Genomic DNA, 24287 nt, shown 5'->3' with positions numbered 1-24287 from the left:
GAGTTGGCTATTTGCCTGATTACAGGTGGTATTCCATGTTGTTCATATCGAAAAAGTCCGCGCTTGCGGCGGCTTCCACGAGCCTGTTCGTCCTGCTCTGGAGCAGTGGGGCGATCTTCTCCAAATGGGGGCTGGCCCATGCCTCGCCCTTTGCCTTCCTGTTGTTCCGTTTTGCCATCGCCCTGTGCGGGCTGGTGCTGTTGATTCCCCTGCTCAAGCTGCGTTTGCCCCGCGGGCGCAAGCCGATGCTGTACGCGGTGGCCACCGGGCTGGTGTTGCTGGGGGCATACCAGATCTTCTACCTGCTGGCCCTGGACCTGAAGGTCACCCCCGGAGTGATGGCCACCATCATGGGAGTACAACCCATCCTCACCGTGGTGATCATGGAGCGTCAGCGCTCCTGGAGCCGGATGTTCGGTCTGGCGCTGGGTTTGGCCGGGTTGATCATGGTGGTCTATCAGGGAATCGGTCTGGCCGGCATGTCGCTGGCCGGGATGCTCTTCGGCCTGCTGGCCCTGGTGAGCATGACCCTGGGCTCGATCATGCAGAAGCGCATCAGCGACAACCCGTTGGGCACCCTGCCGGTGCAGTACCTGGCGGGGCTGTTGCTGTGCGCGCTGTTCGTGCCGTTCCAGCCGTTTCGCTTCGAGCACAGCGTCGGCTTTATCGTCCCGGCGCTGTGGATGGGGCTGGTGGTCTCGGTGCTGGCGACCTTGCTGCTGTACCGGCTGATCGCTCGCGGCAATCTGGTGAATGTCACCAGCCTGTTCTACCTGGTGCCGGCGGTGACGGCCGTGATGGACTACCTGTTCTTCGGTAATCGGCTGGCACTGCTGAGCGTGCTCGGCATGCTGTTGATCATCGTCGGGTTGGTGTTTGTGTTCCGCAAAAACAGCTGATTCATGAGGGCCGGGCGCAGCTTTCGACTTGAGCGAGGGCTGCGCCTTTTTTTGCCTGGGTGCGCCCTTCAGATTGGCCAGGACTGGCCGATAGCAATGATGGCTCATTGCCATTAATTTGTATTCGCTTTTACCCTATTTATTGATTGGTTGGGAATAGGACAAACCTTAAAAATTAAAGATTTCTTCTACACTGACGACATACTCTTCAGGCCCAATGGAGATAGTCAGAATGAGTAGCAAGCTGGTTTTGGCAGGTGTCGGCATGTTTCTAGGCTTGAGTGGAATCTGTTCCGCAGCCCCTCAAAGCATTCAGGGAACGATTTATTTTCACGGCAGCATCGTCGAGGAACCTTGCACGCCAAGCTCGACTGCCCAAGGCGGGGCGGCGTTGAATCTTCGCCAGTGCCCACAGTTTTCCCGCGGCAACGACATTCGTGTACACGGCGTCGGCCCATCGAGCTCGGTGACGGCCATCGGCAAATCGCCAGTCAACGTCAAGCTGGTCACGGACAGCGGCAAGGAAGGGCGCTACTACGATCAGCAATATGCGCTGGTCGATGAGGCAGGCAAACCGGTCAACTCGGGGATGTACCTGATTACCTTGACGTCGCCATAAGCCAGGTATAGGCCAATGCCCGGCGCTAGAGCGCCGGGTATTGAATGACCGTCACGGATGCCCCTGTTGTTGCTGGAGGCATGCCTTGACGAAAGGCAAAAAAAGACCGGCAAGTGTACCTTGCCGGTCAATCCACAACACGCAGCGGCGGGGCCGCCGCTGCGTGATCAGGGCGGGGTCAGAAGCGGTAGCTGGCGTTCAGGCTCAGGCCATGTTCGCTGGCGCCGCTGCCCAGTTGCCCGTTGTAGGCGGCGCCCAGGCTCAGCTCGGGAGTCACCCGGGTTTCCACTCCGGCTTCGACCACCGCGCTGTTGCGCGAGTAGGCCGCACCTTCGATACGGAACGCATCGCTGCCGTCGAAACGGTAGGTGTTGGACGGTGTGATGCCGTTCAGGGCGTGTTTCCAGCCGGCGCTGCCATACACAGTGAGCAACTTGCCGTTTTCCAGCTGCTTGTCGGCGCTGGCGCGCAGACCCAGGGTGGAGAAGGTCTGCTCGTCCGACGCGTGCTTGGCGCGCAGGGCCGCAGGACCGCCGCGTTCCTTGAAGCCTTCGCTCTTGACCTGCACATAGGCCAGGTTGGCGAAGGGTTCCAGCTGTACCGAAGGGCTGAGGTCGAAGCGCCGGCCCAGTTCGCCGAAGGCTTGCAGGGTGTTGGCGTCATGCTTGGACTTCAGGTGGTCGCTGTAGCCGGCGAAGTTCACCGAACGCTTGGCGTCGATCCGGCTCCAGGTGTACGCCATGCCGCCGCGCAGGTCGAAGCCGCTGACCTGTGTTCCGCCATAGACACCCAGGTGGATGTTGTCGTTGTCGCTCGAGGAGTCGCGTGACGAGCTCTTCAGTTCGGTGCGGCTGTAGCCGGTCAGCACGCCGACATGGCCGCTGTCACCGACCGCGGTATCGACACCCGTCAGGAAACCCTTGGTGTCGCTGCGCAGGTTGGCGGTATTGCTGTCGCCCTTGACTTCGCCCCAGTTGCCCAGCGTGGTGATCCACGGGGTCAGGCCGGAGTGAGTGTCGCTCGCGGTGTCACGGGCCTGGGCGGCAGTCGCCGAGCGCAGGCGGGTGTTCGCCGCGTCGCGAACCAGGCGGCTGTCCTGGACCAGCGCCGAACGGGTGGAGTTGTGGAACTCGCCGGACAGTTGATCGAAGGCATCGCGAGCCTGGTGGTCATCGGGCAGATAGGCGATGGCCTCGAACAGCTTGTTGTGCACCGGTGGCGTCAGCGCCGGCACGGCCGCGCCTTTCAGGCTTTGTGCCGCGGTGGCCGTGGCCCGCTGGTTGCGGGTGAAGGCGGCTTCCTGGAACAGGCGCGTCTGCTGCACATCCAGGTAAGCGTTGTGGCTGTCGTAGTTGTCCACCAGGTCATAGAAGGTCGAGACCCAGGTATCGCCCGTCAGCTTGTAGCGCCCGCTCAGGCCTTTCTCGGTCGCCAGCACCAGGTAGCGACGGTCCAGCTCGTAGCGTTTGCTGTCGAGTTTGTCCGCCTTGATGATGCTGCCGTCCTCGAGCCGCGCCGCGCCGTTCACCAGCAGTCGGTCGTTGGCCCCAGTGCTCAGCAGTTCGGCGTGGAAGGTCGAACCGCTGTGCTGGTCGAGGTCGCCGGCCAGGGTCAGGGTGCCGATGGAGTTGCCGGGGGCGATGGTCGCGCCTTTGTGCAGGGTGACGTTGCCGACCTGGCCGTTGCCGGCCAGGGTTGCACCGTCATATACGTCGGTCGAGCCGCCGAGCTTGCCGTTGACGGCGAGGATGCCCGATTCGACGAGGCTGCGGCCGTGGAAGGCCGAGCTGTCGCCGCTCAGCTCGGTGCGCCCGGCACCGCGCTTATAGAGCGTGCCGGTGCCGGAGAGGGCGCCGCCGAAGGTGTAGCCGTTGGCACGGTTGAACACCAGGCTGCCGGGCGCGTCGATCTGCACGTCGCCAAGAATCGAACCGCTGTTGCCGCCATTCGCGCCGGCACCCAGTTGCAGGGTGCCGTTGCTGATCAGCGTGCCGCCCTTGTAGGTGTTTTCGCCGGTGAGCACGCTGGACCCCGTGCCGCGCTGCTCGACCGAGCCGCTGCCGTAGATGACGTGGTCGTACTGGTACTGGTTGTTGCGATCGAACACCACCTGGCCATCGTTGCCGATGTCGCTGAGCACTTCGCCTTGGCTGCCGTTGAAGGCACCGATGTGCAGGCTGGCGTTCTTGTCGACCTGTACTTGCCCGGCCATGACGTTGTTCAGCAGCAGTTCGCCGCCTTTGACATTCAACTGGCCGGTGAAGTGGCTGGAGTCACCGTTGAACACGGTTTGCCCGGCGATGTGATTGATGCGGCCCTGACCTTCGAAGCCGGCATCGAACTGGTAGTTTTGGTCGTTGTGGTTGAACTGGACCAGGCCCTGGCCCTGGCCGAAGACTACGCGTTTGGCTTCCAGCTTGCCCGCGCCCTTGGCGTCGGCGGCCTTGTCGCTAGTCGCTCCCACATAAAGAGCGGCATTGGAGGTGCCGTCGGCGGCGATCCGCAGGATGCCGCTGCCTACTTTGGCCACGCCCTGGTTGGCGAGCACCAGGCTGGCGTTACCACCCTGGCCCACGGTCAGGTCGCCGAGGGTTTCCCAGAGGCTGCCCGCGCCGTCGATGCTGGCGTTGCCATTGGTGCCCTGGTTGGCACCGATGATGCCGTCCTGGCTGGTGACCTGGCCGCCGTTCTTGATTTCCACGGTGCCGTTGCCGGCGCCGCCAACCAGCAGCGTCTTGTCGGTGGACAGTGTGCTGTTGTCGACACTGAGCGTACCGCTTGAGCCTTTGTGTGCACCGAGGACGGTGTTGCCAGCGGTCTGCACCTTGGCGCCGTTGGTGAGCAGCAGCGAGCCACTGCCGGCTTGGCCGACGGTCATGTCGCCGAGGGTCTTCCACAGGCTGTCGGTGCCATCGAGGCTGGCGCTGCCATTGGAACCCAGGTCGGCGGCGATGATGCTGTCCTGGCTGGTGACCTGGCCGCCGTTCTTGATTTGCAGGGTGCCGTTGCCGGCGCCGCCGACTACCAGCCGCTTGTCGCTGGTCAGCGTCGAGCCGCTGTCGACGATCAGGGTGCCGGAAGCACCGCGGTCTGCGCCGATCAGGGTGTCGCCCTGGGAGCGGGCCTTGGAGCCGTTTTTGAGGGTCAGGTCGGCCGATCCGCCTTTGCCGACGATCAGGTCGCCGCCGCTGTTCACTGTCGCGCCGTTGTTGAAGGTGGCCTTGCCCGTGGAGCCCTGGACGGTGCCCAGGGTGAAGCTGTCACCGATGTTCAGCTTGCCGTTGGCGCCGACATTCAACTGGCCCAGGCCATTGTTGGCGGTGCCGACGTTCAGGCTGCCGACCGTTCGCGCGCTGTCCAGTTGCGCGACCTGGTTGTTGCGCCCGGCGAGCGGCCGGTCGATGTTGACCGCCTCATTGCTGGCGGGAGCGCCGTTGCTCCAGTTGCCGCTGTCTTCCCAGGCGTTGCCGTCGTCGACACGATAGGCGTTGCCGTCCTCGTCATAGACAAAATGATGGGCGTCTCCGGTCCAGTTCGTCGTGGCGAATACGGCCGGGGCGAAGGAGCTCAATGCCAGTGCGACGGCGAGCGCGGTGCTGGAGGGTCTGAAGCTGTGGGGTGTCATGGTTTTCTTTTCCAAGGCGGTGCCTGTGTGGTCGGAGGGGTGGAAATGGCGTTGAGTGCGCTATGGATCAGCGGCGCGCGCCGGGGGTTGAAAGCGTTCGATGGCTGCACAGAGGCGCGAGGCGCTTCCTGGCCGGGAGAGGAGTTTTCTGGCTATGAAGTGCAATAGGACCGGTGCTGTAACAGTGCGGCCTGAGTGATCTGTTCATAAGCGTTGAATAACTGATCAAGTTGTCCGGGGAAGTTGTGAACGGGCCGGTAACTTAATAAAGAAGAAGGCGGGAATATACGTAGGGAGAGAGGTTGGGAACTTTTTTTAAACTTTTCAGAAATATCTTTATGGTGATCGAGAATAATCTTTGTTGTTTGTGGTTAGTTCGTTGTTGTTATCAGTGGAACTGTCTGGCGCGGGCTTCTTTTGCGAATTGTGTTCAAGTTTTATGGAGTTTGGACGAGGGGGTAAAGAAGGGAGGGAATAAAGACGGCGGGGTAATGATTTTTTTGCTTGAGGGGATGTTTCTGTTGAGAGGTCAGTATCTGTTTTTAGAAGGTGATGATTTTTTATTGTTTTAAGTTCTTTTGCCGAAGGGCGGAAGTTACGGTGTCCGATATGCGGTTCGATTCCGCTCAAGCCTGATCGAGACTGTCATGCAAGTGGCGAGCGCGCCCATGTTTCAGGACCGCTCGCAATGCCGGGGAATCGATGTGATCAACGATCCGCCAGTTCCCGGGGCGAGGCGACCCGGGCCCCTGGCTTGAGGACCAGCCACAAGGCCGCGGCGATTAGCACGCCGCCATACAGGTGAGCCATGGACAGCGGCTCGTCCAGCAGCAACGCGCCCCACAGCACTCCGAACGGCGGGATCATGAAGGTCACGGTCATGGATTTGACCGGGCCGATCGAGCTCAGCAGGCGGAAATACAGGATGTAGGCAAAGGCGGTGCAGGCCAGGCCCAGGCCCAGCAACGACAGCCAGACGCTCCAGCCGCCCCAGCTGGCGGGCGGCTGGCTGATGGCGCTGTAGGCGAAGATCGGTAGCAGGAACAGGCTGGCGCCGAGCATGCTGCCCAGGGCCGAGAGGCGACTGTCGAGGCCGCCGGCCTGGTCCAGCCAGCGCCGCGCGAGGAAGCCGGCGAAGCCGTAGCAGGTGGTGGCGAGCAGGCAGGCCAGCGCGCCCAGCAGCAGTTCCAGGTCGAATGCCATGGGGCCGGCGCGGGTCAGGATGCTCACGCCGAACAGGCCCAGGCTGACCCCGGCGATTTTTGGCGGGGTCAGTTTTTCATGGAAGAACAACCCGCCGATCAGCACGCCCATCAACGGCGTGGTGGCATTGAAGATCGCCGAATAGCCAGCCGGCAGCACCAGGGCCGCCACCGAATACATAGTGGCGGGGATGCCGGAGTTGATCACGCCGAGCAGCAGCACGGTCTTGAACTTGCCCTGGAAGTCCCAGCTGATGCGCATCAGCGCGAGGATCACCAACAGGCCGGTGGCGGCGATGGAGACACGAAAGAAGGCCGTGGGAATGCTGCCGATCACTGGAGCGATGATGCGCATGAACAGAAAACTCGCGCCCCAGATCGCGGCCAGGGACAACAAACGCAGGGTATCGACAAGTCTCACGGCGCAACTCCTTTAATAGGCCGTTCAACGGCCCTTTTTTCAGCAGGGCGAGAGTGTTGCCGAGAGATAGGGCGCGGGCAATCGCTATCTTGCGGTTGAATGGGTGGCCGCCTTCGCTATCTGCGCAAAATTGCACTTCTCCTGTACCCGGTTCACTGGCTAAGCTCAGGCCTTTCCGAATTCCCGCAGAGGTCTCACCATGCCGCAGAAATGGCCCGCCGCCGATATCGCTCGAACGATCCTCGATGGCTTCGACGATTACCGCGAGCATTTTCGCCAGATCACCGACGGTGCGCGGGCGCGCTTCGAACAGGCGCAGTGGCAGGAGGCGCAGGCCGCCTCGGCGGCACGGATCAACCTATACGAGGAAAAGGTCAGCGAGACCGTGGAGCGGCTGCGCGCGACCTTCGATCTGGAGACCCTGCTCGACGTCAATCAGTGGCCGCTGGTGAAGAGCGCCTATATCAGCCTGATCGACCTGCGCTTCGACGATGAGCTGTCCGAGACCTGGTACAACTCGGCCTTCTGCGGCCTGTTCAGCCATGACCTGATCAGCGACGGTTGCATGTTCATCCACACCACGCGGCCGAGCCTGCGCCGCGCCCGGGCCGCGCAGACCCGCACCTACCGGCCGCAAGGTCATCTGTCGACGATGCTCGAACAGATCTTCGTCGACTACAGCTTCAGCGAAGCCTACGCCGACCTGCCCGGCGACCTGCGGCGCCTGGAGTCGCAGTTGCGGGAGAACCTGCCGGACTGGGTGTGCAAGGACCCGGAGCTGGCGGTGGAGTTGTTTTCCTCGGTGCTGTACCGCAACAAGGGCGCGTACCTGGTGGGCCGCATCTACACCCACGACGAGCAGTGGCCGCTGGTGATTCCGCTGCTGCACCGCGAAGGGCGGGGGATCCAGATCGACGCGCTGATCACCGACGAAGCCGATGTGTCGATCATCTTTTCCTTCACCCGCTCCTATTTCATGGTCGACGTGCCGGTGCCGGCGGAGTTCATCGGTTTCCTCAAGCGCATCCTGCCGGGCAAGCACATCGCCGAGCTGTACACCTCCATCGGTTTCTACAAGCACGGCAAGTCCGAGTTCTACCGGGCGCTGATCAACCACCTGGCCAACACCGACGACCAGTTCATCATGGCCCCGGGCGTGCGCGGCATGGTCATGAGCGTGTTCACCCTGCCGGGCTTCAACACCGTGTTCAAGATCATCAAGGATCGCTTCTCGCCGTCGAAAAACGTCGACCGCGCCACGGTGATCGAGAAGTACCGCCTGGTGAAAAGCGTCGACCGGGTCGGGCGCATGGCCGATACCCAGGAGTTCGCCGATTTCCGTTTTCCCCTGGGCAAGTTCGACCCCGCGTGCCTGGCGGAACTGCTGGAAGTCGCGCCGTCCACGGTGTCGGTGGAGGGCGATACGGTGCTGATCCGCCACTGCTGGACCGAGCGGCGCATGACACCGCTCAACCTCTACTTGGATAACGCCAACCCGGCCCAGGTGCGCGAGGCGCTGGAGGACTACGGCCTGGCGATCAAGCAGCTGGCCGCGGCCAATATCTTTCCCGGCGATATGCTGCTGAAGAACTTCGGTGTCACCCGCCATGGCCGGGTGGTGTTCTACGACTACGACGAGATCTGTTTTCTTACCGAAGCCAACTTCCGCCACATTCCGGCGCCGCGTACCCCGGAGGACGAGATGGCCTCCGAGCCCTGGTATTCCATCGGCCCGCTGGACGTGTTCCCCGAGGAGTTCCCACCGTTCCTGTTCGCCGACGCCGGGCAACGCAAGCTGTTCGATCAGTTACACGGCGAGTTGTACAACGCCGATTACTGGAAAGGCCTGCAGGAGGCCATTCGCGCCGGCAAGGTGATCGATGTGTTCCCGTACCGGCGCAAGGACCGGGACAGCGAATAAGCCAGCGCCGCGCGCGCCTGTAGTCGCTGGCGAAGCCTGCGTCCGGGGACGAAGTCCTCGCAAAACCGCTGCTCGCGGTACATCAGCAATACGCGGGAAGCAGGTTTACGGCGGCTTCGCAGCCGAACGCAGGCTGCGCCAGCGGCTACAAGGATCTCGTTCGCTCGTTAAATCTGCGACAATCCGCCCCCTGCATAAATAAGACGACCCTTGCGTACCCGATGACTTCCGAATCGCCTGCAATCGACCAACTGCTGAAAACCCTCGACCACGCCATGCTCGCCGACCGCCACCGGTTGCGTCGGCAGCTGCTTGAGCTGCGCAAGAAGCCCGACGAGGCCAAGCTTGGGCAGTGGGTCGAGCGCATGCAGGCGTCCTGCGCCCAGGTGCTGACGCGGCGCGCCAGCGTGCCGTCGATTCGCTACGACGACAGCCTGCCGATCGCCGCCAAGCGCGACGAGATCAAGGCGGCGCTGCAAAAGCACCAGGTGCTGATCATCGCTGGCGAAACCGGCTCGGGCAAAACCACCCAGTTGCCGAAGATCTGCCTGGAAATCGGTCGCGGCCAGCACGGCCTGATCGGCCACACCCAGCCCCGGCGGATCGCCGCGCGCAGCGTCGCCAGCCGGGTCGCCGAAGAGCTGGCGACGCCGCTGGGTGCCCTGGTGGGGTATCAGGTGCGCTTCGAAGACCAGAGCGATTCCAACACCCTGATCAAGCTGATGACCGACGGCATCCTGCTGGCGGAAACCCAGAACGACCGCTACCTGGAACGCTACGACACGATCATCGTCGACGAAGCCCACGAACGCAGCCTGAACATCGACTTCCTGCTGGGCTACCTGAAGACCCTGCTGCCGCGGCGCCCGGACCTCAAGGTCATCATCACCTCGGCGACCATCGACCTGGAGCGTTTCTCCAGGCACTTCGACGATGCGCCGATCGTCGAGGTCTCCGGCCGCACCTTCCCGGTGGAAACCTGGTACCGCCCGCTGACCCTGGAGCAGGACGAAGAGGGCAACCGGGTCGAGGACGACCTGACGGTGGACCAGGCGATCCTCGCCACCCTCGATGAAGTCGCCGCCCATGAGCGCAGCGAGCGCCGTAGCCCGGGTGACGTGCTGGTGTTCCTGCCGGGCGAGCGGGAGATTCGCGACGCCGCCGAAATGCTGCGCAAGGCCCAGCTCAAGCACACCGAGATCCTGCCGCTGTACGCGCGCCTGTCGCCGGCCGAGCAGCAGCGGATTTTCCAGTCGCACCCGGGCCGCAGGGTAGTGCTGGCGACCAACGTCGCCGAGACCTCGCTGACCGTGCCGGGTATCCGCTACGTGATCGACAGCGGCACCGCGCGCATCAGCCGCTACAGCTACCGGGCCAAGGTCCAGCGCCTGCCCATCGAGGCGATTTCCCAGGCCAGCGCCAACCAGCGCAAAGGCCGCTGCGGCCGGGTCGAGCCGGGCATCTGCGTGCGCCTGTACAGCGAAGAGGATTTCAACGGCCGTCCGGAATTCACCGACCCGGAAATCCTGCGCACCAACCTGGCGGCGGTGATCCTGCAGATGCTCCATCTGCGCCTCGGTGAAATCACCGCGTTCCCCTTTATCGAGCCGCCGGATGGCAAGGCCATCAGCGACGGTTTCAACCTGCTGCAAGAGCTCTCGGCGGTGGATCGCAACAGCCAGCTGACGCCGCTGGGCCGCCAGCTGGCGCGCCTGCCGGTGGACCCGCGCATGGGCCGCATGCTGCTGGAAGCGGCGAAGCTGGGCAGCCTGCAGGAAGTGCTGATCGTCGCCAGCGCCATGTCGATCCAGGACCCGCGCGAGCGGCCGCCGGAGCGCCAGCAGGCGGCCGACCAGGCCCACGCGCAATGGAAAGACGCCGACTCGGATTTCGCCGGCCTGGTCAACCTGTGGCGCGGCTTCGAAGAGCAGCGCCAGGCGCTGACCGCCAGTCCGTTGCGTAACTGGTGCCGCAAGAATTTCCTCAACTACTTGCGCCTGCGCGAGTGGCGCGACTCCCATCGCCAACTGAGCCTGATCTGCCGCGACCTGCAATTGAGCCTGAACAAAGAGCCGGCCGATTATCCGAAGCTGCACAAGGCGGTGCTGGTCGGCCTGCTTAGCCAGATCGGCCAGAAGACCGAGGAGGGCGACTACCTCGGCGCCCGCCAGCGGCGCTTCTGGATTCACCCGTCGTCGGGGATCGGCAAGAAGCGCCCGCAATGGCTGATGACCGCCGAACTGGTGGAAACCACCAAGCTCTACGCGCGCATGGTGGCGAAGATCGACGCCGACTGGATCGAGCCGTTGGCCGGGCACCTGATCAAGAAAAACCACTTCGAACCCCATTGGGAGAAGAGGCGCGGGCAGGTGGTGGCCTACGAGCAGATCACCCTGTTCGGCCTGATCGTGGTCGGTCGTCGCCCGGTGCATTACGGCCCGGTGGACCCGGTGGTGTCGCGCGAGCTGTTTATCCGCGAGGGCCTGGTGCGTGGCGAGATCCAGTCGAAAGCCAAGTGCCTGAGTGCCAACACGCGGCTGCTCGAGCAGCTCGACGAACTGGAAGCCAAGGCCCGGCGCCGCGACATCCTCGCCGACGAGGAAACCCTGTTCGCCTTCTACGACGCGCGCCTGCCGGCGGAGATCCACCAGACCGCGACCTTCGACAGCTGGTACCGGGTGCATAGCCAGAAAGACCCGCAGTTGCTGATCATGCGCGAGGAAGACGTGCTGGCCCGCGAGGCCAGCGAAGTCACCGCCATGCAGTACCCGGACACCCTGCAGATCGGCGATTTGGAACTGGCCCTGAGTTACCACTTCGAGCCCAACCATCCACGGGACGGCGTGACCCTGCGGGTGCCGGCGCCGCTGCTGCCGGCCTTGCCCGCCGAGCGCCTGGAATGGCTGGTGCCGGGGCTGGTGGAAGCCAAGTGCATCGCCCTGGTGCGCAACCTGCCCAAGGCGCTGCGCAAGAACTTCGTACCGGTGCCGGACTTCGTCAAGGCGGCCCTGGCGCGTATCGATTTCGCCCAGGGCTCGCTGTCCCAGGCCCTGGGCCGCGAACTGCTGCGCATGACCGGGGCGCGGGTCAGCGACGAGGCCTGGGCCGAGTCGGCGCAACAGGTGGAAAGCCACCTGCGGATGAACCTGGAAATCGTCGACGCCCAGGGCAAGTTCCTCGGCGAAGGCCGCGACCTGGCCGAGCTGACCGCGCGTTTCGCCGAGGCCAGCCAGGCCGCCCTGGCCGTGCCGCAAACCGCGAAAAGCCAGCAGCCGGTGGAAGCCAAGGTGTTCGCCGCGGTGGCGGAGAAAACCCAGCAGAAGATCGCCGGGCTGTCGATGACGGTGTATCCGGCGCTGGTGGAAGAGGGTGGCACGGTTAAGGAGGGGCGTTTCTCCACTCCGGCCGAAGCCGAGTTCCAGCATCGCCGCGCTTTGCAGCGCCTGTTGCTGCAACAGCTGGCCGAGCCGGCCAAGTTCCTGCGCAACAAGTTGCCGGGGCTGACCGAGCTGGGCCTGCTGTATCGCGAACTGGGGCGCGTCGATGCCCTGGTGGAAGACATCCTGCTGGCCAGCCTCGACAGCTGCGTGCTGGACGGCGAGGACAGCCTGCCGCGCGATGGCGCCGGCCTGGCCTCGCTGGCCGAGCGCAAGCGCGGCAGCTGGACCGAGCACGCCGAGCGCCTGGCGCGCCTGACCCTGGAGATCCTCAAGCTCTGGCATGGCCTGCAAAAGCGCTTCAAGGGCAAGATCGACCTGGCCCAGGCCGTGGCGCTCAACGACATCAAGTCGCAGCTCGGCCACCTGGTGTACCCAGGGTTCGTCCGCGAGACCCCGGCGCAGTGGCTCAAGGAACTGCCGCGTTACCTCAAGGCCGTCGAGTTGCGTTTCGAGAAACTCGGCAGCCAGGTGCAGAAGGATCGGGTCTGGAGTACTGAGCTGGCCGGCCTGTGGAACCAGTACCAGGCGCGGGCGAGCAAACATGCCCAGGAAGGCAAGCGCGACCCGCAGCTGGAGCTGTACCGCTGGTGGCTGGAGGAATACCGGGTCTCGCTGTTCGCCCAGCAATTGGGCACCAAGGCGCCGATTTCCGACAAGCGCCTGAACAAACAGTGGAGCCAGGTGGAAGCCTGATTTCTTGCCCTCCCTGTAGCCGCTGCCGCAGGCTGCGATAAGGTCCGCAGGACCTTCCCGCGATCTCAAGGGCACGCCCTCTTCGAGGTCGATCGCAGCCTGCGGCAGCGGCTACAGCGATCTGTGATGGGGGCGATTACGCTTGCCGATGGGGCCAAACGCCGGCGTTTATGGCAAACTTCGCCGTTATAAATGCCGGCCCCGCGGTTTTGAGCGTTCGCCGCCCGGGCAAAGCGGAATAAAGCGATGTCAGGTCCTATTCCGCCAGTCGGGATAGACCATTTACGGTTTGGTACGACGGTGCCAATACCTTCTGCCTGAACAGAATAGAGGAACGACCGTGCATAACGTCGTCATCAGCGGCACTGGCCTGTACACCCCGGCCAACAGCATCTCCAACGAAGAGCTGGTGGAGTCTTTCAACACCTACGTGCATCAGTTCAACGCCGACAACGCGCAAGCGATCGAGCGCGGCGAGGTTCAGGCCCTGACCGAATCCAGCGCGGCCTTCATCGAGAAGGCCTCCGGCATCAAAAGCCGCTTTGTCATGGACAAGGACGGCATCCTCGATCCGCAGCGCATGGCCCCGCGCCTGCCCGAGCGTTCCAACGACGAGTGGTCGGTGCTCTGCCAGATGGCCATCGGCGCCGCCGAACAGGCCCTGCAACGCGCCGGCAAGACCGCCGCGGACATCGACGGGGTGATCGTCGCCTGCTCCAACCTGCAACGCGCCTACCCGGCCATCGCCATCGAAGTCCAGGAAGCCCTGGGCATCGAAGGTTTCGGTTTCGACATGAACGTGGCCTGCTCCTCGGCCACCTTCGGCATCCAGGCGGCCTGCAACAGCGTGCAACTGGGCCAGGCCCGGGCGATCCTGATGGTCAACCCGGAAGTCTGCACCGGCCACCTGAACTTCCGTGACCGCGACAGCCACTTCATCTTCGGCGACGCGGCCACCGCGGTGATTATCGAACGGGCCGACCTGGCCACCTCGCCGTACCAGTTCGACATCATCAGCACCAAGCTGCTGACCAAGTTCTCCAACAACATCCGCAACAACTTCGGCTTCCTCAACCGCGCCGCGGAAGAGGGCATCGGCGCGCCGGACAAACTCTTCGTGCAGGAAGGCCGCAAGGTGTTCCGCGACGTCTGCCCGATGGTGGCGGAACTGATCGCCGAGCACCTGCAGGAAAACCAGCTGAACGTCAGCGACGTGAAGCGTTTCTGGCTGCACCAGGCCAACCTCAGCATGAACCACCTGATCGTCAGGAAGCTGCTGGGCCGCGAGGCCACCGAAGAGGAGGCACCGGTGATTCTCGACACCTATGCCAACACCAGTTCGGCCGGTTCGGTGATCGCGTTCCACAAGAACCAGGATGACCTGCCCGGCGGCTCGCTGGCGGTGCTCAGCTCGTTCGGCGCCGGTTATTCGATTGGCAGTGTGCTTCTGCGCAAGCGTTGACAGTCTTATGGATCGCAGCCGCTGATTCAGCGGTTGCGATCCTGGATTCCGATTACGAGGCATGAATGTCCGCAGCTGACGACACGCAACTGCTTGAACGCCTGTTGGCCGGCGAGCAAAAGGCCTACAAGGAACTGGTCAGCACCTACCAGAGCGCGATGCGCGCCGTGGCCTACGCCATTGTCGGCCAGCGCCACGCCGACGAAGTGGTGCAGGATGCCTGGCTGTCGGTGGTGCGCAACCTGGCCGGTTTCCAGGGGCGTTCCAGCCTCAAGACCTGGCTGCTGACCATCACCGCCAACTCGGCGAAAAGCCGCTACAAACAGAACCGCCGCGAAGTCCTGCTGGATGACCTGCCGGCACCCCACGGCACTATCGGCGACGAGCGTTTTTCTTCCTCTGACGGGCACTGGCTGGTGGCGCCGTTCGCCTGGCACGCCGATACCCCGGAAGCCCTGCTCACCGAGGCCGAGCTGCGCGAATGCCTGGAGCACACTTTGCTGAGCCTGTCGGAACTGCAAGGCAGCGTGTTGACCCTGCGTGAGCGCCAGGGCCTGGAGCTGGAGGAAATCTGTAATCTTCTGGACATTTCCCTCTCCAATGTCCGGGTGCTGCTGCACCGGGCGCGGCTGAAGATTTTTGCCACCGTGGAGCACTTCGAGGAGACCGGCCAATGCTGACCTGCAAGGAACAAGTGGCACGCTCCAGCGACTATCTCGATGGTCAGCTGAGCTTTCGCCAGCGCCTGATCCAGCGCCATCACCTGTTGTTCTGCCCCAATTGCCGGCGTTTCCTGCGGCAGATGCGCCTGATGCAGGCCACCTTGCGCAAGATGCCAGAAGCGCCCGTGGCCGATGTCGACGCGCTGGCCGAACGCCTGGCCGCCGAGCGCAAGCGCAACGCCTGATTCACCCGACAATCCTCCCGTAGCCGCTGAAGCCTCGAGGCCCTCAAGAGCGCGACCGCTTCGCGCTCGATCGCAGGCTTCGCCAGCGGCTACACCAACGCCTGCAAGGTATACGAGTTCCTGTAGCCGCTGCCGCAGGCTGCGATAAGGCCGAAGGCCTTCAGCGATCTTGAAGTCGCTGCGGCCGTTCGGCCGATCGCAGGCTTCGCCAGCGGCTACAGGGTTTTCGTTTTTCCCCAAATACCCCGCCGACCGCTCTAGTACAGGCTTTTTGCCTTATTTCGTTTAGAAGTAAAAAAGTTCCGCTGTCATCAAATCTTTATCTATCGGCAACTCCCCTGAAATAACCCGCCGCCAAGATTCCCTCCCAACACAAGCGGGCCTGACTCGCGTGTTTTTTCCAGCGCTACAGACCACCAATTAGGGGAAATCTTCGATGATCCGTAAGCACTTCGCCGGTTTTGCCGCCAGCGCCCTGGCCCTGGCAGTTACCGCCCAGGCTTTCGCTGGCACCGTCACCACCGATGGCGCCGATATCGTAGTCAAGACCAAGGGCGGCCTTGAGGTCGCCACTACAGACAAAGAGTTCAGCTTCAAGCTCGGTGGCCGCCTGCAAGCCGACTACAGCCGCTTCGACGGTGTCTACACCAAGAACGGCGACAGCGCCGACGCCGCTTACTTCCGTCGCGCCTTCCTCGAACTGTCCGGCGTGCTGTACACCGACTGGGCCTACACCATCAACTACGACTTCTCCCACAACACCGGCGACTCCGATAACGGCTACTTCGACGAAGCCTCGCTGGCCTACAACGGCTTCAAGCCGGTGTCGATCAAGGTCGGTCGCTTCGACCCGGACTTCGGCCTGGAAAAAGCCACCAGTTCCAAGTGGGTCACCGCGCCGGAACGTAACATCGCCTACGACATGGTCGACTGGGCCAACACCCACCAGAACGGTATGGGCCTGCAGGCTTCCAGCACCTTCGCCGATTCCTTCTATGCCTCGGCCGGCGTGTTCAGCAAGGACACCGACGACACCGACGGCGACAGCGTCAAGCAGGTCAACGGTCGCTTCGTCTTCGCTCCGATGCACGATGCCGGCAACGTCCTGCACTTCGGTGTGAACGTGGCTTCGCGTGATGTCTCCGACACCGCGTTCGACTCCCGTTATCGCACCCGCATGGGCATGCGTGGCGTCGAGACCCTGGGCGGCAACGATGCCGGCACCAACGGCAACCGTCCGGTGCTGGGCGGCAGCTCGACTTCGCCGGCCGGTTCCTTCGACCGCGACACCGCGCTGGGTCTGGAAGCCGCGTTCGCCATGGGCCCGGCCTCGATCCAGGGTGAATACATCACCCGCAAGACCAAGGCTGATTCCAACGCCTACGAAGACATCAAGGGCCACGGCTTCTACGTGCAGGGCGCTTACACCCTGACCGGCGAATCCCGCGGCTACAAGGTGGGCAAGTTCGACGCCATCAAGCCGGCCAACAAGGCGTTCGGTGCCTGGGAACTGTTCTATCGCTACGACAGCATGACCGTCGAAGACGACAACATCACCACCGCCAGCCTGACCCGCGACGTCGGCGATGCCGAAGTCAAGGTGCACAACCTGGGTGTGAACTGGTACGCCAACGAAGCGGTGAAAATCTCCGCCACCTACGTCAAGGCCAAGACCGACAAGGTCACCAACGCCACGGCCGCCAGCGGTGGTACTCCAGCCGCGCGTACCGGCGACGACGACGGCGACGGCTTCATCGTCCGCGCGCAGTACGTGTTCTAAGGTTCATTTACCGCTGTAAAGAGCTCTTCCTCATCCGTTAAAGCTCCTTTCGTTTCAGCCCCGCTTCGGCGGGGCTTTTTTTTGCCCGGCCATTCGACTAACGCCAGACCGGCAGCAGGTCGAAGCTGAACAGCAGGTGGGCCAGGGCGTTGGCCAGGCCGAACAGCAGCACCAGGACGATCATCGGCGTGCCGCCCCAGACCCGGTACAGCGGGCTGGCGAAGCGCTTGCGCGAGGCGCGGGCGAGCAGGGCCGGGGTGATCACCGCCCAGACGGTCGCCGCCAGGCCGGCGAAGCCGATGGCAAGGATGAAGCCTTCCGGCCAGATCAGCGCGCAGCCGATCGGCGGGGCGAAGGTGACCAGCGCGCTTTTCAGGCGGCCCCGGGGGCTGTCGTCGAAGCCCAGGGAGTCGGCGATGTAGTCGAACAACCCCAGGGTGACGCCGAGGAACGAACAGGCTACGGCAAAGTTGGAGAACAGGGTCAGCAGCAGGTCGACCCGGGCGCTGTCGAGCATGCTGCCCAAGGCGCTGATCAGCACATCGATGGTGCCGCCCTGGCGGGCGATGTCCTTGAACTGCTCGCGGGGCAGGGTGCCCATGGTGCAGAGCATCCACACCGTGTACAGGACCAGGGCGATCAGGGTGCCGATCAGCAGGCAGTTGCGGATGCGCTGCGGGTCCTTGCCATAGTGCTTCATCAGGCTCGGCACGTTGCCGTGAAAGCCGAAGGAGGTCAGGCAGAACGGCAGGGTCATGAACAGATAGGGCAGGTAGTCCGGTTGCGGGTTGCCGCGATCGAGCAAAACCTGTGGCTGCACCTGGCCGAGCAGGCCGCCGAAGGTCAGGAAAAAGGCGAGGATCTTGGCGCCGAACACCAGGGTGGTGATGCGGCTGACCGCCGCGGTGCTGAGCCAGACCACCAGGGCCACCGCCAGGGCGAACAGCAGGCCGCCGTTGCGCGAGGAAATCTCCAGGCCCAGGTTGTGGGCGGTATGACGGATCACCGAGCCGCTGGCCGAGATGTAGGCATAGGTCAGGATGTACAGGACGAACACCAGGGTGGCGCCGTTGAACAGGCTCCAGCGCCGGCCGATCAGGTCGCGGGTGATGGTCGAGAAACTCGCACCCGGCCGGTAGTTGAGGTTGGCTTCGAGGATCATCAGCCCCGAGTGCAGGGTGCAGAACCACGACAGCGCCAGCACCGCGAGGGAACCTTGGAACCACAGGCCCGACATCATCACCGGCAGCGAGAACATGCCCGCTCCGACAATGGTGCCGCCGATGATCATGGCGCCGCCAATGACCGAAGGCCGGCGTTCGGCGACCGTGCAGTGGGAGGTCGAAGGGGATGAAGCGATGGACGTACCGCGCATGGCAAGGCCTGCAATGAAATTGTTATTGGAGGTAGCGAGGGGGCGCCTTGGGTGTGCGGAAAACCGGCAGGCCGGCTCCCGCGCACCCGGGCGCTGAATCAGCGCAGAGCCAGCAGGCGGCTCAGTTGCTGGGCCATCTGTAGCAACTGGTGGTCCTGCCCGGGCAAGGCGTCGAACGACAGCCCGACCGGCAGGCTGCCCGGCTCGGCCACCGGCACGCTGACACTCGGCGCCGCCAGGTTGCTGGCCGGGTCGGTGTTGCGCACGAAACGCTCGAAATGCTCCTGGGCGCCGCTGTCGCTCAGCAGCGGCGCGGTGCAGCTGACGGTCGGGTAGGCGATCAGGTCCAGCCGGTGCTGCTGGAACAGCCCGGCGTATTCCCGATCCAGGCGAATCTTGCTCATCAAGGCCTGCACGTAGTCCTCGTAGGAAATGGCCGGGCTCTCCAACTGCGCCATCAGGGTCTTCTTGATCTGCGGGTCGCGGATCTGCGCCAGGATCTCGAGAAACCGCTCGCCACAGCCGGCCTTCAGCAGGAAGCGCGGGAAGTCGATGAAGAACTCGAAGATCGGCAGCGGGAACTGGATGCTTTCGTTGATCTCGCCGATCAGGCGGTCGTCCACCGGCACCATCTCCACGCCCTGATCGGCCAGGCAATCGATCGCCGCGCGGCAGTCGCTGTGCACCTTGGCCTCCAGCTCGGACCAGAAGAACCGCTGGGGAATGCCGATGCGCAGGCGCTTGGGCTCGGTCGGCGCGGCGCAGGACGCGCCGGTCAGATGCCGATGGACGAACAGCGCGTCCTCCAGGCTGCGGGTCAGCAGGCCCGGTGAGTCCTTGGTCTGGGATACCGGGACGATGCCGTCGCCAGGGTAGACCCCGGTGCTCGGCCGGAAGCCCACCACGCCGCAGAAGGCCGCGGGAATCCGCACCGAGCCGCCGGTGTCGGTGCCCACCGCGCAGGGCACCAGGCCGGCGGCCACGGCCGCGGCACAACCGCCGCTGCTGCCACCGGCGCTGTGTTGCAGGTGGCGCGGGTTGACCACCGCGCCGTAGCTCAGGTTGGCCGAGGTCACGCCGAACGACAGCTCGTGCATGTTGTTCTTGCCGGCGACCCGCGCGCCCAGCGCCCTGAAGCGCCGGACAATGCCGGCGTCCGCGGCCGGGTGGTAGTCGGCCAGGCCAGGGGTGCCGGCGGTGGTCGCCAGGCCACTGACATTGATGTTGTCCTTGAACGAAACCGGGATGCCGTAGAGCGGCGCCTGGCGCTGCTCGGGCGTGCCGGTATCGCCGCTGAACGCCTGCGCGGCGAAGCTGATGAAGCTGTTCAGGTGCCCGGCGTCGGCGTATTGCTCGAGCAGCGCGCGGTGCCAGGAATCCAGGCAGAGGCTGCCCTGGCGAAACCCGTCAACGAGCGCTTCGATCGAATGCTGGCTGTACATGAAAAAGTCTCAACGAAAGTCGGTGGGGGCCGGGGCTCAGCAATAGCGGAAGTGCGATTGCAGATCGAACAGCGGGTTGCCTTCGAGCAGTTCGCCACCAAGGCTGGCGATGACCGCACAGGCGCCGTTCAGGGCGGTCTGCACCGCGCCTTCGGCCCAGCCGCCGGTAAACGAGCTGCCGCAGCCGGCCAGGTACAGGCCGGTGTCCTGCTGCGGGTCGAGGGCGGTCTTGAACTGATAGAACAGGCGCTGGGAGTACAGGTCGTCGCCGGGGAAGTTCAGCTTGAAGGCGCCCAGGGCCTGCTTGTCGGTGAGCCAGTCGTATTCCAGTACGTAACGCTGGTAGTCGCCGTCCAGCGGCACCAAGTGGCTAGCGAACTGCGGCGAGCTCATCGCCAGTTCGTCCACCAGGCGCTTGCAGCGCTGGACCTTGTCGGTCATCGAAACCATTTTGTGCGAGTCGTCTTCCCAGGTGTAACTGATCAGCACCACGCCCCAGGAGTCCGGGTCCTGCGGGGCGTAGTCCAGGCAGTAGACGCCCTTGACCAGGGTGTCGGTCTGGATGTTCTGCGCCAGGCCATGTTTGAGCCAGAACTTGTCGCGGGTCAGGATGAACAGCTTGGACGAGCCGACCATGTGGGTTTCGTTGATCGCCCGGGCCACGTCGCGATTGACGAACTGCTCGGCCTGGGTCAGGCGCATGTTGACTTGCAGGGCGCGGGTGGTGGCGGTGGTGATCACCCGGTCGCAGCCATAGGTTTCACCGTTGCAGCCTTGCAGCAGGATCTGCCCGTCGGCGCCCTTGCTGATGGATTCGATGCGCGTGCGACAGATCCGGTCGCGCAGGGCGATGCCATGGAATTCCTCGTCGGCGATTCGCTCCCAGAGGGTGGAAATGCCATTGGGCACCAGCCGCTGGTTGACTTCGAAGGCGTTGATCACCAGCCGCAGGATCTCGGTGAACGAGGCCCGGTACACCGACTGGAACCCACCCGAGCCGATGCCCAGGGAACCGAACAGGTGGAAGTCTTCCGGCTTGCGCCAGCGCTTGCCGCCCGGCGGGTTTTTCGAGGTGAAGATCTGCACCATGGCCGAGTAGAAGGAGTGGTCGCCAAAGCAGTCCAGGTAGCGTTGCCACTCCGGCTGCACTTCGGCGTATTGCTGTTTTTCCAGCAGGTCGGTGAGCAGCAGCGGCGGCGCCAGGAAGGTGCCGTCGTCCAGGCGCACGCCCTCCTTGAGAAAGGCGTTCCAGCCCTGGTGCACGGTGTTGAAGATCGGCGGTGGATTTTCCCCGGCCGGCCAATGGTGGGTTTCGCCGCGGTAGTGGATTTCGGTGTCGACCACGCCGGGGTCGGGGAAGGCCTCGGTGGTGCCGATGCCGAAGCGGTCCAGGTAATGGAACAGGCCGACTTCGCTCGGCGGGAAGCGCATGGCGCCCATCTCGGCGATGAACTGCGGTTGTGTTTCGTCGAAGCACTGGGTCAGGAAACGCCCGCCAAGGTGGTCTTTCGAGGCTTCGAACAGGGTAATGCGGGTGGCGCCGGCGCGCAGCAGTTCATAGGCCGCGATCAGGCCGCTGAGGCCGGCGCCGACAATGCCGACGTGCTTGTCGGCGATCGCCGGCGGCAGGTGACCGATGGCCTGGGTGGCACGGCGCAGGAACTGCCCATAGTCGTACAACAGGTCGATGTTGGGGAACGAGCGGGTGCCTTGGGTTTCTTCGAAACCGGAGTGGGAGGAGTTCACAGGTAAGGGTCTCGGAAATCAGATGATGAGCTGCAGGCTTTCAAACGCGCGGGAAGGGTTGAGCAGGAGGACTTTCTTGCGCTGGATCTTCCACTGGCCGGCGAGGCACAGCAGTTGGTGTTCCACGGTCACCGGGTAATGCCATTCGCTGTCGCCCCGGGCTTCGCAATACAGCATGGGGGTCCGGCAATGGGCACTCAGGCCATCCGCATCGAGGCTGATCGTTGGCCGCTGGGCAATGTGCAGGCCGCGGCTCTTGGGCTGCTGCGAGAAGTTGCGGGCGCTGGCCAGGCGGTTGATGCGCAGGGTGGTGAGGAAGCGGTCCTCATACAGCAGCGAGGATTCGCGCAACGGGCAGGGTTGGTCGTGGCGCAGCGGAATCCAGTAGTGGAAGTCGTCGCACAGCAGCTGTTGCCAGGCGGCGAAATCCTGTTGGTCGAGAAGCGCGATCTCTTGATAGATCAGCTGTTCGAGGGGCGAGTTATCCATGGGCGGTCGATCCGTCTGGGGCCTGCATCAGCTGCTGCCAGGTGTTGTAGAAGTTGCGCATGGCCCGTTCGCTGGTGCCGGACACCACCTGGGTCTGCTCAAAGGCTTCGCCCGGTTCGAACAGGCGGGCGACATTCACCCAGTCGTTGGCCTGGCTGCGCAGCCCGTCCATGGCCCGCTCGTACATCTCCACGTCGTCGTGGGCGACCATCGAGCACGGCGAGTTGATCAGGTTGTTGTACTGCACGGTTCTTTCCAGCAACTGCACGGGCGCGCCCACCAGCTCGAAGATCCACGACTCGACCACGGTTTCGCTGGCCGAGACCGGGCGGATCACCCGCAGGGTCTGGATCGGTCCCTTGACCATCAGGTTGGGGAAATACACGGTGTTGTGCCGGGTGTCGTCGAGGATCGCCGCGGCCTGGGTTTCGCCATAGCTCTCGACCATCAGCTCCCAGTAACCGGGAATGCTCGAATAGGCCTTGTGGATCGAGTTGCTGACGCCGGTGTGGCCATGGCCGTTGGGCCAGGTGCGGATGCCCATGGCGCTGAAGAACTCGTAGGACGCCATGAACGGCGAGAACAGCTCGACAGCCATCGGCGGCTGGCCGTCGTGCCCGGTTTCCTTCCACAGGCGAATGGCTTCGCCGGCCGAGGATTCGTGGGCGACCATCGGGTGGCAGGTGTCGGTCTGGTTGTCGACCACCATCTTCCAGTTGCAGCGATGGCGGTGCAGCAAGGGCTGGCCGATGGCGCGCAACTGCCCCTGGGGCGAGCGCATGACCATGTTGTCCAGGGTCGACAGCGAGTCGCCGAAGAACTCGCTGAAGCCGACGCCTTGCTCCTTGAGGCGCACGAACACGAAGCCCCGGTAGTTCTCCACCGCGGCCACCGGCTGCATGCCCTTGTGGGCGGCGCAGCTGCTGAGGTCGCAGTCGTCGTATTCCTTTTTCACCGGGATGCTCAGCAACTGGCCGTCGGTCTTGAAGGTCCAGGCGTGATAGGGGCAGCGGATGAACCGGCCGACATTGCCTTGCGGCTCGGCCAGCACTTTCACGCCCTTGTGCGGGCAGCGGTTGTGCAGCACGACGATCTCGCCGTTTTTCTGCCGGACCATGGCCAGCGGTTGGCCGGCGATCTCGCCGGTGAAGAAGTCGCCGGTTTCCGGGACCAGGCTTTCATGGCCCAGGTAGCACCAGCTGGCGGCGAATATCTGTTGTTGTTCTCGCTCGAAGAGCGACGGATCAAGGAACAGCGTGCGATGCACTTCCTTGCCGTTGAAGTAGTTGTCCAACGAGGTTCTCTCTTTAGATGACCAGTTTCAGGCTTGGGCTTTTGGCCCGGGATACGCAGGGGTAGATCTTGTTGCTGCAGGCGGCCTGCTGCGGACTCATGATGAAGTCGCGGTGATCGACTTCACCTTCCAGCACGTCCAGCTCGCACACTCCGCATTCGCCGCGACGGCAGTCGTAGAGCGGTTCCAGGCCGGCCTCTTCGAGGGCGTCGAGCAGGGACTGGCCGGGCTGCACCCGCAGGTCGACGCCGGAGTCCGCGGCGTGCACGGCGAAGCCGGGGTCATCCTCGGCCAGGCAGGTGTTGAAGACTTCGAAGTGGATGCGCTCGCGGGGAAACCCCAGGCTCTGGGCATGGCTGAACACGTCGTTGAGCATGGCTTGCGGGCCACAGACGTACAGGCGGTCCTGGGGTTGCAACTGGCCCAGCACCGCGGCCACCGACGGGCGCCCGTCGGCCGAGTCGGAGCAGTGCAGGCTCAGGCTGTCCTGCAACAGCTCGCGCATCTGCGCGGCATAGGCGGCGTCGCCCGTGCTCTTGGCGAAATAGTGCAGCCGCGCCGGGCGCTGTTGGGCTCGCAGATGCCCGAGGATGCCGGTCAACGGGGTGATGCCGATGCCGCCGGCGAGGGCGATGTCGGCGCCGTCGCTGTCGTCCAGCTGGTAGTCGAAGGCATTGAACGGGCCGTCGAGCCGTACCTGATCGCCAACGCTCAGTTGGCGGATATAAGCGCTGCTGGACGAGTCGGGGTTCAGGCGGATGGCGAACACCAGGCTGCCCTGGGGCAGCGCATGTTCGGCCAGCTCGACCCGGGAGTAGTGACGCCATTGCTCGAGCGTGGGAATCCACCATTTGAAGTGGGCCCCGGCGGTGGTCTCGCAGGGGGCCGGCACAAGAGGCGCCAGAGTGATTTCCTTGATGCTTGGCGAGAGCATCAGGCACTGGGTGATCTGGTAATTCATGGGGTGACTCG

At 63.8% G+C, this 24287-nt stretch carries 16 protein-coding genes; 8 read left to right on the top strand and 8 right to left on the bottom strand.

Annotated features, from left to right (window positions below; translation table 11 throughout):
- The first annotated feature begins 35 nt into the window (after nucleotides 1-35).
- Complete coding sequence (locus CRO75_RS04200) at nucleotides 36-899, top strand: DMT family transporter (RefSeq protein WP_097134516.1); 864 nt, start codon at nucleotides 36-38, stop codon at nucleotides 897-899.
- A 232-nt stretch (nucleotides 900-1131) separates the two neighbouring features.
- A complete protein-coding gene (locus CRO75_RS04195) occupies nucleotides 1132-1518 on the top strand; it encodes a hypothetical protein (RefSeq protein WP_097134515.1) in 387 nt (128 codons plus the stop codon).
- 178 nt (nucleotides 1519-1696) lie between these two features.
- Here the strand turns inward: CRO75_RS04195 and CRO75_RS04190 are convergent, their stop codons facing one another.
- Nucleotides 1697-5143: an autotransporter domain-containing protein gene (locus CRO75_RS04190; RefSeq protein WP_097134555.1), complete on the bottom strand. Its 3447-nt coding sequence runs from the start codon at nucleotides 5141-5143 to the stop codon at nucleotides 1697-1699.
- Nucleotides 5144-5851: 708 nt separating this feature from the next.
- Nucleotides 5852-6766 (bottom strand): DMT family transporter, encoded by a 915-nt coding sequence (locus CRO75_RS04185; RefSeq protein WP_097134514.1) that lies wholly within the window; start codon nucleotides 6764-6766, stop codon nucleotides 5852-5854.
- 199 nt (nucleotides 6767-6965) lie between these two features.
- On the opposite strand from CRO75_RS04185, the gene aceK reads away from it, so the two are divergent.
- From aceK to CRO75_RS04155, 6 genes are all read left to right on the top strand, one after another.
- Complete coding sequence (gene aceK, locus CRO75_RS04180; protein WP_097134513.1) at nucleotides 6966-8687, top strand: bifunctional isocitrate dehydrogenase kinase/phosphatase; 1722 nt, start codon at nucleotides 6966-6968, stop codon at nucleotides 8685-8687.
- Between the two features lie 221 nt (nucleotides 8688-8908).
- Nucleotides 8909-12820, top strand: a complete 3912-nt coding sequence (hrpA, locus tag CRO75_RS04175) for an ATP-dependent RNA helicase HrpA (protein ID WP_097134512.1) — start codon at nucleotides 8909-8911, stop codon at nucleotides 12818-12820.
- A 340-nt stretch (nucleotides 12821-13160) separates the two neighbouring features.
- A complete protein-coding gene (locus tag CRO75_RS04170) occupies nucleotides 13161-14282 on the top strand; it encodes a beta-ketoacyl-ACP synthase III (protein ID WP_097134511.1) in 1122 nt (373 codons plus the stop codon).
- Nucleotides 14283-14347: 65 nt separating this feature from the next.
- Nucleotides 14348-14962, top strand: coding sequence for an RNA polymerase sigma factor (locus CRO75_RS04165; protein WP_009042639.1), 615 nt, complete (start codon nucleotides 14348-14350; stop codon nucleotides 14960-14962).
- Entirely contained in the window at nucleotides 14956-15189 is a 234-nt protein-coding gene (locus tag CRO75_RS04160; RefSeq protein ID WP_009047594.1) for a zf-HC2 domain-containing protein, read from the top strand. Before CRO75_RS04165 ends, CRO75_RS04160 begins: the two co-directional genes overlap by 7 nt.
- Nucleotides 15190-15625: 436 nt before the next feature.
- Complete coding sequence (locus CRO75_RS04155; RefSeq protein ID WP_097134510.1) at nucleotides 15626-16969, top strand: OprO/OprP family phosphate-selective porin; 1344 nt, start codon at nucleotides 15626-15628, stop codon at nucleotides 16967-16969.
- 97 nt (nucleotides 16970-17066) lie between these two features.
- On the opposite strand, the gene mtr is transcribed toward CRO75_RS04155, so the two are convergent.
- From mtr to CRO75_RS04125, 6 genes are all read right to left on the bottom strand, one after another.
- Nucleotides 17067-18344 carry a tryptophan permease gene (mtr, locus tag CRO75_RS04150; RefSeq protein ID WP_097134509.1) on the bottom strand — a complete coding sequence of 426 codons (1278 nt, stop codon included), beginning with the start codon at nucleotides 18342-18344 and terminating at the stop codon, nucleotides 17067-17069.
- A 98-nt stretch (nucleotides 18345-18442) separates the two neighbouring features.
- On the bottom strand, nucleotides 18443-19786 hold the full coding sequence (locus CRO75_RS04145; protein WP_097134508.1) for an amidase family protein: 1344 nt from the start codon (nucleotides 19784-19786) through the stop codon (nucleotides 18443-18445).
- Nucleotides 19787-19822: 36 nt separating this feature from the next.
- On the bottom strand, nucleotides 19823-21532 hold the full coding sequence (locus CRO75_RS04140; RefSeq protein WP_097134507.1) for an NAD(P)/FAD-dependent oxidoreductase: 1710 nt from the start codon (nucleotides 21530-21532) through the stop codon (nucleotides 19823-19825).
- 18 nt (nucleotides 21533-21550) lie between these two features.
- Complete coding sequence (locus tag CRO75_RS04135; protein ID WP_097134506.1) at nucleotides 21551-22021, bottom strand: aromatic-ring-hydroxylating dioxygenase subunit beta; 471 nt, start codon at nucleotides 22019-22021, stop codon at nucleotides 21551-21553.
- Nucleotides 22014-23315, bottom strand: a complete 1302-nt coding sequence (locus CRO75_RS04130; protein WP_097134505.1) for a Rieske 2Fe-2S domain-containing protein — start codon at nucleotides 23313-23315, stop codon at nucleotides 22014-22016. The genes CRO75_RS04135 and CRO75_RS04130 overlap by 8 nt, the downstream gene beginning before the upstream one ends.
- Nucleotides 23316-23328: 13 nt before the next feature.
- Complete coding sequence (locus CRO75_RS04125; protein WP_097134504.1) at nucleotides 23329-24276, bottom strand: iron-sulfur cluster-binding domain-containing protein; 948 nt, start codon at nucleotides 24274-24276, stop codon at nucleotides 23329-23331.
- Nucleotides 24277-24287 lie beyond the last annotated feature (11 nt).

The sequence above is a fragment of the Pseudomonas sp. LAMO17WK12:I10 genome (assembly GCF_900215185.1).
Lineage (GTDB): Bacteria > Pseudomonadota > Gammaproteobacteria > Pseudomonadales > Pseudomonadaceae > Aquipseudomonas > Aquipseudomonas chlororaphis.
The sequence above is the reverse complement of the archived record's forward strand: the minus strand, read 5'-3'. Positions and strand labels throughout refer to the sequence as shown.

What these genes read in the sequence shown, in the direction of transcription:
- CRO75_RS04200 (WP_097134516.1), top strand. Translation starts at nt 36, where the DNA reads ATGTTGTTCATATCGAAAAAGTCCGCGCTTGCGGCGGCTTCCACGAGC.
- CRO75_RS04195 (WP_097134515.1), top strand. Translation starts at nt 1,132, where the DNA reads ATGAGTAGCAAGCTGGTTTTGGCAGGTGTCGGCATGTTTCTAGGCTTG.
- CRO75_RS04190 (WP_097134555.1), bottom strand. Translation starts at nt 5,143, where the DNA reads ATGACACCCCACAGCTTCAGACCCTCCAGCACCGCGCTCGCCGTCGCA.
- aceK (WP_097134513.1), top strand. Translation starts at nt 6,966, where the DNA reads ATGCCGCAGAAATGGCCCGCCGCCGATATCGCTCGAACGATCCTCGAT.
- hrpA (WP_097134512.1), top strand. Translation starts at nt 8,909, where the DNA reads ATGACTTCCGAATCGCCTGCAATCGACCAACTGCTGAAAACCCTCGAC.
- CRO75_RS04165 (WP_009042639.1), top strand. Translation starts at nt 14,348, where the DNA reads ATGTCCGCAGCTGACGACACGCAACTGCTTGAACGCCTGTTGGCCGGC.
- CRO75_RS04160 (WP_009047594.1), top strand. Translation starts at nt 14,956, where the DNA reads ATGCTGACCTGCAAGGAACAAGTGGCACGCTCCAGCGACTATCTCGAT.
- CRO75_RS04155 (WP_097134510.1), top strand. Translation starts at nt 15,626, where the DNA reads ATGATCCGTAAGCACTTCGCCGGTTTTGCCGCCAGCGCCCTGGCCCTG.
- mtr (WP_097134509.1), bottom strand. Translation starts at nt 18,344, where the DNA reads ATGCGCGGTACGTCCATCGCTTCATCCCCTTCGACCTCCCACTGCACG.
- CRO75_RS04145 (WP_097134508.1), bottom strand. Translation starts at nt 19,786, where the DNA reads ATGTACAGCCAGCATTCGATCGAAGCGCTCGTTGACGGGTTTCGCCAG.
- CRO75_RS04135 (WP_097134506.1), bottom strand. Translation starts at nt 22,021, where the DNA reads ATGGATAACTCGCCCCTCGAACAGCTGATCTATCAAGAGATCGCGCTT.
- CRO75_RS04125 (WP_097134504.1), bottom strand. Translation starts at nt 24,276, where the DNA reads ATGAATTACCAGATCACCCAGTGCCTGATGCTCTCGCCAAGCATCAAG.